Annotated in this window: 15 protein-coding genes; 1 reads left to right on the top strand and 14 read right to left on the bottom strand. The window is 60.7% G+C overall.

Annotated elements, in window-relative coordinates:
- Positions 1 to 158 precede the first annotated feature (158 nt).
- Positions 159 to 989, top strand: a complete 831-nt coding sequence (ppsR, locus tag ACYVDM_RS12470; RefSeq protein WP_415785348.1) for a posphoenolpyruvate synthetase regulatory kinase/phosphorylase PpsR — start codon at positions 159 to 161, stop codon at positions 987 to 989.
- A 20-nt stretch (positions 990 to 1,009) separates the two neighbouring features.
- Here ppsR and ACYVDM_RS12465 read toward each other — a convergent pair whose 3' ends face one another.
- From ACYVDM_RS12465 to pyrH, 14 genes are all read right to left on the bottom strand, one after another.
- A complete protein-coding gene (locus ACYVDM_RS12465) occupies positions 1,010 to 1,798 on the bottom strand; it encodes a TrmH family RNA methyltransferase (RefSeq protein ID WP_415785350.1) in 789 nt (262 codons plus the stop codon).
- A gap of 6 nt (positions 1,799 to 1,804) precedes the next feature.
- Positions 1,805 to 2,410: a ribonuclease HII gene (gene rnhB / locus ACYVDM_RS12460; protein ID WP_415785352.1), complete on the bottom strand. Its 606-nt coding sequence runs from the start codon at positions 2,408 to 2,410 to the stop codon at positions 1,805 to 1,807.
- Positions 2,397 to 3,584 carry a lipid-A-disaccharide synthase gene (gene lpxB / locus ACYVDM_RS12455; RefSeq protein ID WP_415785354.1) on the bottom strand — a complete coding sequence of 396 codons (1,188 nt, stop codon included), beginning with the start codon at positions 3,582 to 3,584 and terminating at the stop codon, positions 2,397 to 2,399. The genes rnhB and lpxB overlap by 14 nt, the downstream gene beginning before the upstream one ends.
- Positions 3,581 to 4,375, bottom strand: a complete 795-nt coding sequence (gene lpxA / locus ACYVDM_RS12450; protein ID WP_415785356.1) for an acyl-ACP--UDP-N-acetylglucosamine O-acyltransferase — start codon at positions 4,373 to 4,375, stop codon at positions 3,581 to 3,583. Before lpxA ends, lpxB begins: the two co-directional genes overlap by 4 nt.
- Positions 4,376 to 4,831: a 3-hydroxyacyl-ACP dehydratase FabZ gene (gene fabZ / locus ACYVDM_RS12445; RefSeq protein ID WP_415785358.1), complete on the bottom strand. Its 456-nt coding sequence runs from the start codon at positions 4,829 to 4,831 to the stop codon at positions 4,376 to 4,378. It lies immediately after the preceding gene.
- Positions 4,832 to 4,891: 60 nt separating this feature from the next.
- On the bottom strand, positions 4,892 to 6,043 hold the full coding sequence (gene lpxD / locus ACYVDM_RS12440; protein ID WP_415785361.1) for a UDP-3-O-(3-hydroxymyristoyl)glucosamine N-acyltransferase: 1,152 nt from the start codon (positions 6,041 to 6,043) through the stop codon (positions 4,892 to 4,894).
- A gap of 13 nt (positions 6,044 to 6,056) precedes the next feature.
- A complete protein-coding gene (locus ACYVDM_RS12435) occupies positions 6,057 to 6,617 on the bottom strand; it encodes an OmpH/Skp family outer membrane protein (protein ID WP_415785366.1) in 561 nt (186 codons plus the stop codon).
- Positions 6,618 to 6,737: 120 nt separating this feature from the next.
- The gene (gene bamA / locus ACYVDM_RS12430; protein ID WP_415785368.1) at positions 6,738 to 9,068 is read right to left on the bottom strand and encodes an outer membrane protein assembly factor BamA; all 2,331 of its coding nucleotides are present in this window, start codon (positions 9,066 to 9,068) and stop codon (positions 6,738 to 6,740) included.
- 55 nt (positions 9,069 to 9,123) lie between these two features.
- Complete coding sequence (gene rseP, locus ACYVDM_RS12425; RefSeq protein WP_415785370.1) at positions 9,124 to 10,455, bottom strand: RIP metalloprotease RseP; 1,332 nt, start codon at positions 10,453 to 10,455, stop codon at positions 9,124 to 9,126.
- Positions 10,456 to 10,479: 24 nt separating this feature from the next.
- Entirely contained in the window at positions 10,480 to 11,679 is a 1,200-nt protein-coding gene (locus tag ACYVDM_RS12420) for a 1-deoxy-D-xylulose-5-phosphate reductoisomerase (protein ID WP_415785372.1), read from the bottom strand.
- Positions 11,676 to 12,533: a phosphatidate cytidylyltransferase gene (locus tag ACYVDM_RS12415; protein WP_415785374.1), complete on the bottom strand. Its 858-nt coding sequence runs from the start codon at positions 12,531 to 12,533 to the stop codon at positions 11,676 to 11,678. Before ACYVDM_RS12415 ends, ACYVDM_RS12420 begins: the two co-directional genes overlap by 4 nt.
- Positions 12,534 to 12,551: 18 nt before the next feature.
- The gene (gene uppS / locus ACYVDM_RS12410; protein WP_415785376.1) at positions 12,552 to 13,316 is read right to left on the bottom strand and encodes a polyprenyl diphosphate synthase; all 765 of its coding nucleotides are present in this window, start codon (positions 13,314 to 13,316) and stop codon (positions 12,552 to 12,554) included.
- Positions 13,317 to 13,473: 157 nt separating this feature from the next.
- Positions 13,474 to 14,034 carry a ribosome recycling factor gene (frr, locus tag ACYVDM_RS12405; RefSeq protein ID WP_415785378.1) on the bottom strand — a complete coding sequence of 187 codons (561 nt, stop codon included), beginning with the start codon at positions 14,032 to 14,034 and terminating at the stop codon, positions 13,474 to 13,476.
- A 14-nt stretch (positions 14,035 to 14,048) separates the two neighbouring features.
- Positions 14,049 to 14,765, bottom strand: coding sequence for a UMP kinase (pyrH, locus tag ACYVDM_RS12400; RefSeq protein ID WP_415785380.1), 717 nt, complete (start codon positions 14,763 to 14,765; stop codon positions 14,049 to 14,051).
- Positions 14,766 to 14,843: the final 78 nt, after the last annotated feature.

Here is a 14,843-nt window from a genome sequence, read left to right as displayed (position 1 = left end):
GAAGTCACCTTTTACAATGGAAAGAAAGCGAGTTTGGTCAATGCATCACGATGCGCTGACCAAACCAGCCTTGGACCGCACTTGGGGTGACTGATTCGGGGTCAAATTGTACTCGTTCGGGCACTCAAGCCCTCCCCTCTGGTTGGAATATTTTACATATGGCTTCGCCTCTTCTTGAACGTACTGTCTACATCGTCTCGGACAGTACCGGCATTACGGCAGAAACATTTAGTCACTCAGTGCTGTCCCAATTTGAGGAGGTCCACTTCAGGCCGATACGTGTGCCCTTTGTCGACACGCTAGACAAGGCCAAAGACGTCGTCCAACGGATCAATCGCAATGCTGCCGACACGGGTGTGCCGCCCATTGTGTTCAGCACGCTGGTCGATCCTCTGAGCATGGAGTGCGTGCGTAGTGCCAATGGCGTTTTTCTGGATCTTTTTGGCACGTTTGTGGGGCATATCGAGCAAGCCCTGGGCCTGAAATCCAATCATTCGGTGGGTCGTTCACACATGGCGGCCAACTCGGAGCAATACCGAAACCGTATCGATGCCATCAATTTCAGCCTGGCGCACGACGATGGCCAGTTTATCCATCAACTGGACCAGGCCGACGTGATTTTGGTGGGGGTATCGCGTTGCGGCAAAACGCCAACCAGCTTGTATCTGGCCATGCAGTACGCCATCAAGGCGGCTAATTTTCCGTTGACGCCCGACGATTTCGAACGGGGCACCCTGCCCTCTACGGTGGCGCCGCACCGGGCCAAGCTGTTTGGCTTGTCGATCCAGCCCGAACGTCTGTCCGAGGTGCGTAATGAGCGCCGGCCCAAAAGCCAGTACGCCAAACTGACGCAGTGTCGCTACGAGGTGGCCGAGGCCGAGCGAATGATGCGTCGCGAGGGGATTTCGTGGTTATCTACGACGACCAAGTCGATCGAAGAAATCGCGACGACGGTGTTGCAGGAAGTAGGGCTAGAACGCTCAAATTGAACGCGCCGTTAAGCAACGCGTCAATGTGCTCCGATCTGGCGGCGCTGTTCGAACAGGCACAGGGCCGCCGCGATCCCGACATTGAGCGACTCTACGGCCGGAGCATGATCAATGCGCACACGCAGCGTGGCGGCCCGTTGCAGGTCGACCGCGACCCCTTGTCCCTCATGACCAAACACCCAGGCACAGGCCCGCGGCAAGGCGGTCGCATACAAGTCCTGCGCGTCTTCCAGGGTCGTGACCGCCAGCGGCACGTCCAGCCGATCGACGCAGGCGGCCAGATCGACCTGCTCGTGCACGGTCAGCGCGAAATGCGCGCCTTGCCCACCGCGCAGGACCTTGGGTGACCACGCGGCCGCACACCCGGCGGACATCACCACGCGACGGATGCCGACGGCGGCGCAACTACGCAGGATCGTGCCCACATTGCCCGGATCCTGAACGCGATCCAGCCATACCATGGGTTCGGCCAATCGTTCGGGTAGTTCAGGCGACGGAGGGTCCACGACAAACAACACGCCCTGTCCAGTTTCGACGGTCTCGAGATAATGCAGCAACTGTGGCGTCAACGTCAGCACCTGATGCGCCGGCAATACATCCGTCACCGCCGCCAACAACGCGGCCAGCTCGGGACGATCTAGCCGCTCGGTGTCGAATACCGCCAATGCCGGCGCCTCGGCGCACGCCAGCCAGGCCTGGCACAGATGCACGCCCTCGAGGATCGCGCGCTCGTGACGACGACCCGCATGCTGGGCCAAGCGATGCAATTGCTTGAACTGAGGGTTTTCGCGAGACGCGACGTGTTTCATCGTGAATTACGGCAGCAATTTGCGGACCGGCGCAAAGCTGCGCCGATGTGCGTCACACGGGCCGTGTTGGCGCAATCGATCCAGATGCAATGCGGTGCCATAGCCTTTGTGCTGAGCAAAACCATACTGCGGGTACAACTGATCCAGTCGCAGCAGATCGGCGTCACGGGCGGTTTTAGCCAGAATAGAGGCCGCCGAGATCGCCGGCACCAGCGCATCGCCCTTGATGATGGTTTGCACCGTACAGCGCAGCTTGGGCGCCTGATTGCCATCGATCATGGCGACCTGGGGAGCATGGATCAAGCCCTCGACCGCGCGTTGCATCGCCAACAGGGTGGCTCGCAGAATATTCAGGGTATCGATTTCCTCGACGCTGGCGCTGGCGATATGCCAGCTCAGGGCACGTTCTTGAATCTGGAAGGCCAAGCTATCGCGTCGCGTCGCCGTCAGCACCTTCGAGTCGGCCAGACCCACGATCGGGCGATCCGGGTCGAGGATGACCGCCGCGGCGTAAACGGCGCCCGCCAGGGGGCCGCGTCCCGCCTCGTCGACGCCCGCTGTCAATACGGCCGCGAAATCCAGGGCCTCGGTAAAAAGACTATGTTGCGCCATGGGCTAGATTGAGAATGACGCGTGCTGCCAGCGTTGCCGTGTCGCGGGTCAAATCCTGGTGCATGGCCGTAAAGCGCGATTGCACACGGGCCGCGTGCGCCTCGTCGGTCAAGGCGACCCAGGTCGCCTCGGCGAGCTTGTCGGGCGTGGCATCGTCCTGGAGCAACTCCGGAACGGCGAAATCGCGCAGCAAGACATTCGGCAGCCCGACCCAAGGCAGATACGGCCGCTGCTGACCGGACTTCCAGCTCATGATGCGACGCATCCAAGGGGACAAGTAATACGAAATCACCATCGGCCGCTTGAACAACGCGGCCTCCAGTGTCGCAGTCCCGCTCGCCACCAAGACGGCGTCACTGGCCTCGAGCGCGGCCCAGGCAACCGGCAGGCCGTCCGCATCGGACAGGTCTTGTGCCGTCAAACAACGCAGCCCGGGCACCGGATACTGCGCCAGAATGGCTTCGAATTCCTGGCGTCGCTGGGCACTGACCATGGGCACGACGCACACCAGCCCCGGATCGCGCTGGCGCAACTGCTGCGCCGCCTGCAAAAAGCGCGGCGCAAGAATACGGATTTCCGATGAACGGCTGCCCGGCAAGATCGCCAGGACGCGGGCGTTGTCATCCAGCCCCAGGCGCCGGCGCGCCGTGGCGCGATCAGGCTGCATCGGAATGGCGTCGGCCAGTGGATGCCCGACGTAGGTCACGGGGATGCCCTCCTTGCGATACAGGTCTTCCTCAAAGGGAAACAGTACCAGCATGTGGGACACGGCTTCACGAATTTTGTGAATACGCTCATAGCGCCAGGCCCAGATGGACGGCCCGACAAAATGCACCGTGGGAATGCCGGCCTGACGCAGTTGAAGCTCCAGCTTCAGGTTGAAATCCGGCGCATCTATGCCTACGAATACCGACGGGGGTTGAGCCAGCCAGCGACGCTTGACGTCGCCGTACGTGCGCAACAGGCTGGGCAGGCGCTTGAGCGCGTCGACGTAGCCGAACACCGTCAGGGCATGCATGGGATGCCACGCCTCAAAGCCCGCGGCATCCATGGCGGGCCCGCCAATCCCCTGGCACGGCAGCGCAGGCTCAGCCTGGTGCAAGCCACCAATCACCCGGCTGGCGAGCAGGTCGCCTGACGGCTCGCCTGCCACCATGCCGATGGGGGCGATCATGGACGGATAATGCCGCGAGTCGAGGCATCGAAGAAGTCCAGCAACGTCTGCAGTGCCTCTGCCGCATCGGGATGCGATTGCTGGCGCGCACGCAATTCGGCGCGCGCCTCGTCCAGCGGCAGACCGCGCCGGAAAACGATCTTGTATGCCTCGCGCAGGCTGGAAATCACCGACACGCTAAAGCCGCGGCGGCGCAAACCTTCGACGTTGACGCCGACCGGCCGGCAAGGATTGCCCGCGCCCAGCACAAAAGGCGGCATGTCCTGCATCAGGGAGCTATTGCCGCCTGTCATGCTGTGTGCGCCGATTTTGCTGAACTGGTGTACCCCTGTCAGCCCGCCCACGATGGCCCAGTCGCCGACGTGTACGTGACCGCCGAGTTGCACCGAGTTGGCCAGGATCGTGTTGTTGCCGATATGGCAATCGTGCGCGATGTGCACGTAGGCCATAATCCAGTTGTCGCTGCCCAGGGTAGTCTCGCCACCGTCCTGGGTCGTGCCGGTGTTGAACGTCGTGAATTCGCGAACCGTGTTGCGGTCACCGATCACCAGACGCGTGGGCTCGCCGGCATACTTTTTGTCTTGCGGCATGCCGCCAATGGAGCAAAACCGGTAAAACCGATTATCCTGACCGATCGTCGTCACACCGTCGATCACGCAATGCGGGCCGATTTCCGTCCCGGCGCCGATAGTGACACCTGGGCCGACAACGCTATACGGGCCAATACGTGCGCTGCCATCGATCTGGGCACCCGGATCGATCACGGCGGTGGGATGGATATTTCCTGACATTTATCCTTCCAGGCTACGGATCGCGCACATGAGCTTGGCCTCGGCCACCACTTGGCCGTCGACCAGTGCACGCCCCTGATATTTGCAAATGGCACGACTCAGTCGTTCGGCCTGCACTTCGAGACGCAACTGATCGCCCGGCACTACGGGGCGACGGAATCGCGCCTCGTCGACACCAACCAGGTAATAGGCCGTCTTGGCGCTATCGCACTTCAGGCCGCCTTCGTCGTCCGTAAACGAAAACAGCGCCGCGGCCTGGGCCATGGCTTCGACGATCAATACCCCCGGCATCACGGGGTGATGGGGGAAATGGCCCTCGAAGAAAGGCTCGTTGATCGACACATTCTTGATCGCAATGATGGATTTGCCCGGCACAATTTCCAGAACGCGGTCAATGAGCAGCATCGGATAGCGATGCGGCAAGCGCTCCATGATCGCTTTAATGTCGAGTTCCATTTTCTAATAGTTCCTACCGTTTTTTGAGTAATTGCGCCGTCCTGCGCTTCGCGGGACGGGTCAGGCTTTTTCGATGGCTCGCAGACGACGGCGCAGCTGCGACAGTTGTTGTATCACGGCGGCGTTGCGTTGCCATTGACCGTGCTCGGCATAAGGATACACGCCAGTGTAACGGCCCGGTTGCGAAATGCTGGACGTGATCGCGGTGCCGCCGGAAACATGGACATCGTCGGCCAGCGTCAGATGCCCCGACAGCATGGCCGCGCCCGCAATGGTGCAACGCGAACCGATCACAGTAGAGCCCGCAATGCCCACGCAGGCGGCCACTGCCGTGTGCGCCCCTATCCGGACATTATGCGCGATCATGATTTGATTATCGAGTTTGACCCCGTCGCCGATCTCGGTGTCTTCGAGGGCACCTCGATCGATGGTGGTATTGGCGCCGATCTCGACGTCATCGCCGATACGCACGCCGCCGAGTTGGGCGATTTTGCCCCAGGCACCCTGCCCCAGCGTAGGATCTGGCGCAAAGCCAAACCCATCCGCGCCGAGCACCACACCGCTGTGCACAATGGCGCGTGCGCCTATGCGCACATTGGCGTACAGCGTAACGCGGGCGTACAGCATACAGTCGGCCCCCACGCTGGAGCCCTCTCCGATCACGCAGCCCGGCCCGAGCGTAGTACCACGGCCAATCCGGGCGCCGGCCTCGACGACACAATGCGGCCCGATGCGGACATCGTCCTCGATAACCGCATCAGGGGCGACGACAGCCAGGGGATGCACGCTGGCAGGCTGCTTGGGATGACGTGCGGCGTCAAACCATTGTGCCAGCCTGGCATAGAGTAAATATGGATGTGCACACACTACCCGGATACACGTCGGTGAATCGGGGTTGGTCTCCATGGCCTGGGCGACCTCTGGCGTGACAATGACCGCAGCGGCTCTCGTGCCTGCCAATTGGCTCTGGTAACGAGGATTGCTCAGGAAGGTGATTTCCTCGGGGCCGGCGGACGCCAGCGTACCGATGCCGCGAATACGGGGTAAATCCCCCCCGGCACTAGAAGCGGTTTGCCTGGCGGGCTGGTCGCCGACGACTGGATCGACCGATCCACAGGCCGCCTCAATGCGCAGATCCAGCCCTTGGGTATTGACCGCAGCCAGTAGCGCATCAAGGATCGGCGCGCGGCCGGTATCCAGCAGGATAGGCATGCGTACCTGGTACTTATTTGCCGAGAACCTGAATCACCCGGTCGGTGATATCGATACGCGGGTTCACCGTCACGGCGTCTTGCACGATCAAGTCGTAGTTTTCCTTTTCCGCGATGTTCTTGATGGCTTGGTTAGCCTTGGTCACGATCGAGGAAAACTCTTCGTTGCGGCGACGGTTGAAGTCCTCTTGGAACTCACGGCGCTTGCGCTGCAGATCGGTATCCAGGCGAGCCAGGTCACGCTGACGGCTCACGCGGTCCGATTCCGACAAGACAGGCGCGTCCTTGTCGAATTTCTCGGCTTGTGAACGCAGGGAGTTGCTCAGGCGCTGAAGTTCGTCGTCACGCTTTTTGAATTCGGACTCGATCTTGCTCTGGGCTGCCTTGGCCGGCCCAGACTCACGCAAGATGCGCTCGGTGTTCACGAAGCCAATTTTGGTGCCTTGGGCATGAGCAGGCAGGGTCACGACCGAACCGAGGAACAGTGCACCCGCCAGGGCCAGCGTGCCGCGCAGTTTGCCGACGCGTTGGACACGCGACGGGCTCAAGGTGTTGAGTGCGGAATCAGACATCATGAAAATCTCACCTTCCAATGAGGTAAAGCAAAACCAATATTGTGCCACTAAACCAGCAAGCGCCGGGTTGCAGCGTCTTGCTGGCGTGAACAGGCGTAACCGTAATGGTCACGAGAAACCTTAGAATCCGGTACCAATCTGGAACTGGAACGACTGGAGATCGTCACCCGATTTCGAGTTGAGCGGACGAGCATACGACAATTGCAGCGGTCCCAACGGCGACTGCCACGATAGGCCGATACCAGCCGAATAGCGCCAGCCGCAAGGATCTTCGACCCCGTCGCCAGGTTCGCCAGTTGAGCAAGGCATGCCGCTGCCGGCCGATACCTGACCGGCGTCGGCGAACAGGAACCAACGCAAGGTGCGGTCTTTTGTTGCACCGGGGAATGGCAGATACAACTGGGCGTTGGCCACAATACGGCGCGAGCCACCGATGTAATCGCCCGTCAGCGTATCGCGCGGGCCCAGCGATGAACCGTCGTAACCCCGTACCGTGCCAATACCGCCAGCATAAACGTTCTTGATGACGGGGAAGTCTTTACTGCCGTAGCTACGACCATAATCCACCATGCCATTCAGGGCAAACGTGTAGTTGCGACCCAGCGGGAAATAGTACTGCTGCTGTGCCGACAGCATGTAGTACTGGAGATCCACGGTAGAGATGTCGGACTTCAGGCGGGTATATGAGCCCTTGGTCGGCGCCAATGCGCTGTCGCGCGTGTCCTTGGACCAGCCTACGTTAAAGATCAGCGCGTTGGTGCTGTCACCGTATTGATCCACGAAGTCGCGGTAGGATTGCGGCGAGTTCGTATATAGATCGATCTTGTTGTGCTCGAACGTGGCGCCGAGGAAGACACGGTCGTACTCGGAGATCGGCACACCGAAGTTCATGCCCAGACCCATGGCCTTGACGCGGTAGTCGCCGTCGTTGTTGTTCCAGGGTTCCGTCACGCGATAGTAAGCAGACGTGGTGCGGCTGATACCGTCCTTGGTGAAATAGGGATCGGTGTGCGACAGCACGACAGCGCGATTGCTCTCGCTGGTATTGAGTTGCAGCGTCAGGTTGGTGCCGCTGCCGAACACGTTGTCTTCACTGATACCAGCCGACAAGATCGCCTTTTCAGATGAGCCGTAACCCACCCCGAGGTTGATCATGCCGGTGGGTTTTTCCTTGACGTCCACATTGACGTCGACTTGGTCGGGCGAGCCCGGCACCGGGTCCGTCGACACGTTGACCTCGTTGAAATACCCCAAGCGGTCGATACGATCGCGCGAGATCTTCAGGTCGCCCGAATCGTACCAGGCGGCTTCTTCTTGGCGCATTTCGCGGCGGACCACGGCGTCGCGCGTGCGGGTGTTGCCGCCAATCTGGATGCGGCGCACATAAACGCGGCGGCTGGGATCCACGTAAAACGTGATGTCGGCCTCGTGCTTGGCGCGATCCAGTGTCGGATTGGGGTTGACGTTGGCAAACGCGTAGCCCAGATCGCCCAGGTAGTCTGTAATGGCCTTGGAAGAGTCGTTGGCCTGTGCCGCCGAGAAGGTCTCGCCCTCTTTGACTTGCACTAGCTTACGAATTTCCGAGTCCAGGCCCAGCAAATTGCCGGCCAGCTTGACGTTGCGGACCTTGTAGGGCTCGCCTTCGTGGAGGGTGATCGTAATGTAGATGTCTTTGCGATCGGGCGAAATCGTGACCTGCGGCGGCTCGACCGAGAACTCTAGATAGCCCTGATCCAGGTAGAACGAGCGTAGCGATTCGATATCGCCTTCGAGTTTTTCGCGGGAATACTTGTCGGTATTCGTATACCAGGTCAGCCAACCCGGTGTCGACAGCTGGAACAGGTCCTGCAGGTCGCCTTCGGAAAAGGCCTTATTGCCCACAATATTGATTTCGCGGATCTTGGCGACCTCGCCCTCGAACACGTCAAAGCTCACGCCCACGCGATTACGCGGCAGCGGGGTCACGGTCGAGGTGACCTCGACACCGTACTTGCCTTTGCCGAGATACTGTTCTTTGAGCTCAAACTCGGCGCGCTCCAGCATGGACTGGTCGAATACCCGCCCTTCCCCAAAGCCCACCTGCATGAGCGACTTGGTAATTGCAGCGGAATCGAACTCGCGCATGCCGGCAAACGTCACGGAGGCAATGGTCGGACGTTCCTGGACCGCGACAACGACCACATTGTTGTCGGTTCGTATGTTGACGTCGCTGAAATAGCCTGTGCCATACAGGCGGCGCACCGCCTCGGTAGCCTCGGCTTCGGTGAACTCTTCGCCGACCTTGACTGGCAAATACCCGAATACGGTGCCGGCATCAGTACGCTGAATACCTTCGACGCGGATATCCCGCACGACAAAAGGTTCGAACGCATGGGCTATCGCCGGCAAAAGCAGCGCGGCAATCAGGCCCGGCATCAAGCCCTTTTTGTGATGAAACATCCGAGATGACATGTCCTTGACTATCCTAGGTCGAGCAAACGGCGACAGATTTTATTCCATTGCCTGTTCAGGTGAACAGGCGAGCGAAATCGTTAAATAAAGCCAAGCACATCAGCCCGGCCAGTAAACCGATACCCGCACGCTGTCCAATATCTATCCAGCGATCAGGCGGCGGACTACCTCTTACAATTTCGACGAAATAGTACAGCAGATGACCGCCGTCCAGCATGGGGATCGGCAACAAATTCAATACACCCAGGCTGATACTGATCAGCGCCAGGTATGCAATATACGCGGCCAGGCCAATGCGAGCAGTCTGGCCTGCATAGTCGGCGATGGTGACCGGGCCACTGATATTGCGCCATGAAACCTCGCCTATCACCATACGTCCCAGCATACGCAACGACAGCCAGGCCGTGTCCCAGGTACGTACCGTGGCGTGGCCGATACTTGCAAACAGACCGTAACGTACCGTCACCATCGGAATGTCGCCGCCCAACTGCACGCCGATGCGTCCGATGGTCTTGCCCTCGACCGTTTCGGCACGCGGCATGATCGTCACCGACAGTTGGTCTCCATCACGCTGTAACGTCAGCGGCAAGGATTGGCCGGCGTGCTGCTGAATGATTTGCACCAGTTGGGCGGTATCGGGCTCGGCGACATCACCGACACGGATAATACGGTCACCATCGCGCAATCCCGCGCGCTCGCCCTCACCGCCCGCCACCAGACCGCGCACGATAGGTTTGGGTTGCGCCAGCCGCAGTCCCGCGTCGGCCAGCGGATCGCCCTGCTCCGGATCCATGCTGCTGCCGGGTACCTGCAGTGTGCGTTGCTGCGTCGCACCATCGACCGTACGCACCTCGACATGAGCCTCGCCTCCCGTCGACAAGACCTCGATCAAGTGCCAGCGCGCATCGTTCCAGGAAGTGACCGCATTGCCATCAATAGCGAGGATCTGATCGCCCTTTTGAAAACCCGCTTGGGCGGCCGGTGTGCTGGCGGCTGGCGGCCCGATCAGGGGTGCGGGCTCTTCCGTGCCGGCGAGATTGAGGCCGGTATAGAGGAAAATCGCCAGGGCCAAATTAAATAACGGCCCTGCCGCCACAATGGCGATGCGACGACTCACGGGCTGGGTATTGAATGATTGCGCCGCCTCGGCGCGCGATGCGCCCGCTGGCGGATCGTCCTGCATTTTGACGTAGCCGCCCAGCGGAATCGCCGACACTGCCCATTCGGTGCCGTGCTTGTCCGTGCGGCGCAGCAGTACGCGGCCAAATCCGACCGAAAATCGCAGCACACGTACCCCGCACAAGCGAGCCACCCAATAGTGGCCCAACTCGTGAAACGTAATGAGGATGCCCAGGGCAACGATGAAGGCGAGCAGGGTAAAAAGCATGTGTCAGTATTTGAGGGCCGAGAGTCAGGCCAGGCCGAGATTGCCCGCGAAAGCACGCGTCTCGGCGTCGAGCGCCAAAACGTCGGCCAGGCTGTTGAGCGTAACAGAAGACTGACGCTGTTGCCATTCCAGCGCCGCCGTAATGACCTTTGGAATCCAGGTATAACGCAGGCGCCCCGAGAGAAACGCCTCAACGGCGACCTCGTTAGCCGCATTTAGCGCGATACAGGCCCCCTGCCCGCTGCGCAGCGCGGCAAAAGCCAGTCCCAGGCACGGAAAACGCTCGAGATCGGGTGTTTCGAAGTCCAGCCGCCCGCAACGCGCCAGGTCGAGTGGCCCGACACCGCTGGCCAGACGGTCCGGAAAGCCCAAACCGTACGCAATCGGCGTGCGCATATCGGGTTGCCCCAGTTGCGCCAGCACCGAGCCGTCATCGTATTCCACCATCGAGTGCACCACGCTTTGCGGATGGATCAAGACCTCGATGCGATCCGCGGGCATCGCAAACAGCCAATGCGCCTCGATGACCTCCAATCCCTTGTTCAGCATGCTGGCCGAATCGACCGAGATCTTGCGACCCATGCTCCAGTTGGGATGCGCGCACGCCTGGTCCGGCGTGACATCGTGCAAATCCTGGGGGTCGAGGCGACGAAAGGGCCCCCCCGACGCGGTCAGCAACAAGCGCCGCACGCCCTTCGCGGGCTCGGTCGGCGCACCGGCACGCGTGCCTTGGGGGAGGCATTGGAAAATCGCATTGTGCTCGCTGTCGATGGGCAACAGCTCGGCGCCATGGTCGCGCACGGCCTGCATAAATAGTCCACCGGCAGCTACCAAGGCCTCTTTGTTGGCCAGCAACACGCGCTTGCCCGACTGCGCCGCCGCCAGGGCAGCCGGCAGCCCCGCAGCCCCGACGATCGCGGCCATCACCGTATCGCACCCCGCATCCGCGGCCGTATCGGCTAGCGCCTGGGCGCCGACCCGAATCTCGGGCGCGGTGCGTCCGGCCGGCCAGACCGCCTGGAAACGTGCCCGCGCCGCCTCATCGGGCACGACCACAACGGCGGCCCGGCAGGCGGCGGCCTGCTCGGCCAAGCGTTCGATCCGGCTATGCGCGGACAGCGCATAGACGGCCAACTGATCAGGGTGACGGGCAATCACATCCAGGGTGCTCTCACCGATAGATCCCGTAGCGCCCAAAATGGCGACGCGTTGAAAACGGCTCAAGACAACACTCCCGACAACAACAAAGCAAACGGCGCCACGGGCAGGATAGCGTCAAGACGATCATAGACCCCGCCGTGCCCTGGCAATAGCGCACTGGAATCCTTGCGGCCGGCGCGACGCTTGAGCAAGGATTCAAACAAATCACCCACAATCGATATGGCGCCCAACAGGGCTGCGGCGGGCAAGGCCAGCGTGATGCCCAGGCGTTCAATCAGTGCCTGGCCAAAACTGCCGTCCCAGAAGCTGGATGCCCAGACCCACAGCACCACCGCGACAATACCCGCCACCGCGCCCTCGATGGTCTTGCCCGGGCTGACCCTGGGAGCGAGTTTATGTTTGCCAAATGCCCGCCCCGCGAAATAGGCGGCAATATCGGCCACCCAGACCAGCGCCAGCAACGAAATGACAAACCACGCGCCCCGTACCATGAACGTCAACGACAGCACCGACCAGGCCGCGAAAATGGCAGGCACGCTGAACAGAGACCACACCAGACTGGCCGGTGGCGCATCGGCGCGCCCGCGCACCACTGCCGCGGTCACGCCCAGCAACCATATCAATGCGACGGCAGGCACGAGGAACTGCAGTACCACGGCAGCCAAATCCATGCCTGCCGGCTGGCCAACCAGCCAGGCCCATCCGGCCCACAACATTACGGCCAGCAACATCGCCGCCACTCCGACACACAGCACGCGTGCCGGCGGCTGCGCAACCGTCAGCCTGAGCCATTCCCAGCAGGTGCAGGCCGCACCCACCGCCAGCAAGGCCACAAACCACCAGGGATTGTGTAACGCCAGCGTCGCGGCCAGGACAGCCAGCAGCACGATCGCGGTAAGAACTCGTTGACCGAGCATGAAAAATCTCCGGTGACCTTAGCCTGTCGTGCTTTCGCGCAACTGAGCGCTCGTACGACCAAAACGGCGCTCGCGGTTCCGATACCACTCAAAAGCGGCGTCAAGCTCATCGGCACCAAAATCAGGCCAGTACTGGTCGGTGAAATACAGTTCGGTATAGGCCAACTGCCAGATCAGAAAGTTGGAAATACGTTGTTCGCCACCCGTACGAATGAACAAATCCGGCTCCGGTGCCCAGGCCATCGACAAATGGCTGCTGAGGTGGCTCTCGTTGATTTGCCGCGGGTCGCGGGCCAGTTCAGGATGCTGGCTGAGCATGGCGCGCGTGGCCTGCAGCACATCCCAACGGCCCCCGTAGTTGGCCGCGACCGTCAGATGCAGTCTGTCGTTATGGGCGGTACGCGCTTGCGCGTCGACAATCAGGGACTGCAGACGCGCCTCGAAAGGCGACAAATCGCCCACAACGTGCAGCCGAACGCCCTGCTCATTGAGTTTGTCGACCTCGCGCTCCAGCGCCTGCACAAACAAGCGCATCAACAGCGAAACCTCTTCGGCGGGGCGGCGCCAATTTTCGGAGCTGAAGGCAAACAGCGTCAGGTATCGCACCCCGCGTCGTCCACACGCCTCGACCACGCGCCGCACGGCCTGTACGCCTTTTGCGTGCCCAGCTTTGCGTGGCAAGTGTCGGCGCGTCGCCCAACGACCATTGCCATCCATGATGATGGCGACGTGTTGAGGAACTGCCTGCGCGGCGGGAATCGCCTGGGTAGAGCTGATGGCCATGAAGGGGAAGTATCCGGCCGAAAAGGCCCGGTGAAAAGCTGAAATTGAAAAACGAAAGATCAAAAAAACTCGCGCCGCCCCACCAATACCGTGGCGGCGAGGCAGCTACGGTACGGCGCAAGCGGCGCGCGAGCGAGCGGACAATACCTGACCTTGATTATACGGTCATGATCTCCGCTTCTTTCTGGGTGACCAGCTTGTCGATCTCGGTGACGTGACGATCGGTGAGCTTTTGTATGTCATCCTGGGCACGACGCTCGTCATCTTCGGAGATATCCTTGTCTTTGACGAGCTTCTTGAGCGATTCGTTGGCCTCGCGACGCAAGTTGCGCACGGCAACCTTGGCGTCCTCGCCCTCGCTTTTGACGACCTTGGTCAGGTCGCGGCGGCGCTCTTCGGTCAGGGCCGGCATGGGCACGCGAATGGTGTCACCCATCGACATCGGGTTCAGACCCAGGTCGGAGTCGCGAATCGCCTTTTCGATCACCGATGCCATCGGCTTTTCGTAAGGCTGCACACTGATCGTGCGCGCATCGACCAAGTTCACGTTGGCGACTTGGCCCACGGGCACGGGCGAACCGTAATAGTCGACCAGGACGTGATCCAGAATGCCGGTATGGGCACGCCCGGTGCGGATTTTGGACAAGCTGACTTTCAGCGCATCCAGCGACTTGATCATGCGTGATTCAGTCGATTTGCGGACTTCTGCGACGCTCATGAAATTTCCTTTGCTTAAACGTGTACCAAAGTGCCTTCGTCTTCGCCACTGACTACGCGTTTGAGCGCGCCGGACTTATTGATCGAAAACACCTTCAGGGGCAGCTTTTGGTCGCGGCAAAGCGCAAACGCCGTCGCATCCATGACTTCGAGGCGACGCACGATGGCCTCGTCGAAGCTAATGCGACTGTAGCGCGTTGCCGTGGGGTCTTTGTTGGGATCGGCACTGTAGATCCCGTCGACCTTGGTGGCCTTGAGCACGATTTCGGCGCCGATTTCGGCGCCGCGCAACGCGGCTGCCGTATCGGTCGTAAAGAACGGGTTACCCGTACCGGCCGCGAAAATGACGACCTTGCCCTCTTCGAGGTAGCGCAACGCCTTGGGACGGATATAGGGCTCGACCACCTGGTCGATATTCAGGGCAGACTGCACACGCGTGTCAACGCCTTTGTGCTTGAGCGCATCCTGCAGTGCCAGCGCGTTCATGATGGTTGCCATCATGCCCATGTAATCCGCTGTCGCGCGATCCATGCCCTGGGCGCCAGGGGCGACGCCACGGAAAATATTGCCACCGCCAATGACGATGGCCAGTTCGACGCCTAGCGCCGAGACTTCTGCAATTTCATCGGTCATGCGCACAATGGTGCCGCGATTGATGCCAAAAGCATCATCGCCCATCAGCGCTTCGCCGGAAAGTTTGAGAAGAACCCGTTTGTATGCTCTGCTGCTCATAGGTGATGTCCCAGGGAACGATCCGACGAAAGTGTAAGACAAGAAATAGGGCCGGACTAGATGTTTATCTAGCCGGCC

The sequence above is a fragment of the Bordetella tumulicola genome, from assembly GCF_054779135.1.
This window is presented reverse-complemented; position numbering and strand designations above follow the sequence as displayed.

Coding starts and splice junctions, on each gene's coding strand:
- ppsR (WP_415785348.1), top strand. CDS start 159: ATGGCTTCGCCTCTTCTTGAACGTACTGTCTACATCGTCTCGGACAGT.
- ACYVDM_RS12465 (WP_415785350.1), bottom strand. CDS start 1,798: ATGAAACACGTCGCGTCTCGCGAAAACCCTCAGTTCAAGCAATTGCAT.
- rnhB (WP_415785352.1), bottom strand. CDS start 2,410: ATGGCGCAACATAGTCTTTTTACCGAGGCCCTGGATTTCGCGGCCGTA.
- lpxB (WP_415785354.1), bottom strand. CDS start 3,584: ATGATCGCCCCCATCGGCATGGTGGCAGGCGAGCCGTCAGGCGACCTG.
- lpxA (WP_415785356.1), bottom strand. CDS start 4,375: ATGTCAGGAAATATCCATCCCACCGCCGTGATCGATCCGGGTGCCCAG.
- fabZ (WP_415785358.1), bottom strand. CDS start 4,831: ATGGAACTCGACATTAAAGCGATCATGGAGCGCTTGCCGCATCGCTAT.
- lpxD (WP_415785361.1), bottom strand. CDS start 6,043: ATGCCTATCCTGCTGGATACCGGCCGCGCGCCGATCCTTGATGCGCTA.
- ACYVDM_RS12435 (WP_415785366.1), bottom strand. CDS start 6,617: ATGATGTCTGATTCCGCACTCAACACCTTGAGCCCGTCGCGTGTCCAA.
- bamA (WP_415785368.1), bottom strand. CDS start 9,068: ATGTCATCTCGGATGTTTCATCACAAAAAGGGCTTGATGCCGGGCCTG.
- rseP (WP_415785370.1), bottom strand. CDS start 10,455: ATGCTTTTTACCCTGCTCGCCTTCATCGTTGCCCTGGGCATCCTCATT.
- ACYVDM_RS12415 (WP_415785374.1), bottom strand. CDS start 12,533: ATGCTCGGTCAACGAGTTCTTACCGCGATCGTGCTGCTGGCTGTCCTG.
- uppS (WP_415785376.1), bottom strand. CDS start 13,316: ATGGCCATCAGCTCTACCCAGGCGATTCCCGCCGCGCAGGCAGTTCCT.
- frr (WP_415785378.1), bottom strand. CDS start 14,034: ATGAGCGTCGCAGAAGTCCGCAAATCGACTGAATCACGCATGATCAAG.
- pyrH (WP_415785380.1), bottom strand. CDS start 14,765: ATGAGCAGCAGAGCATACAAACGGGTTCTTCTCAAACTTTCCGGCGAA.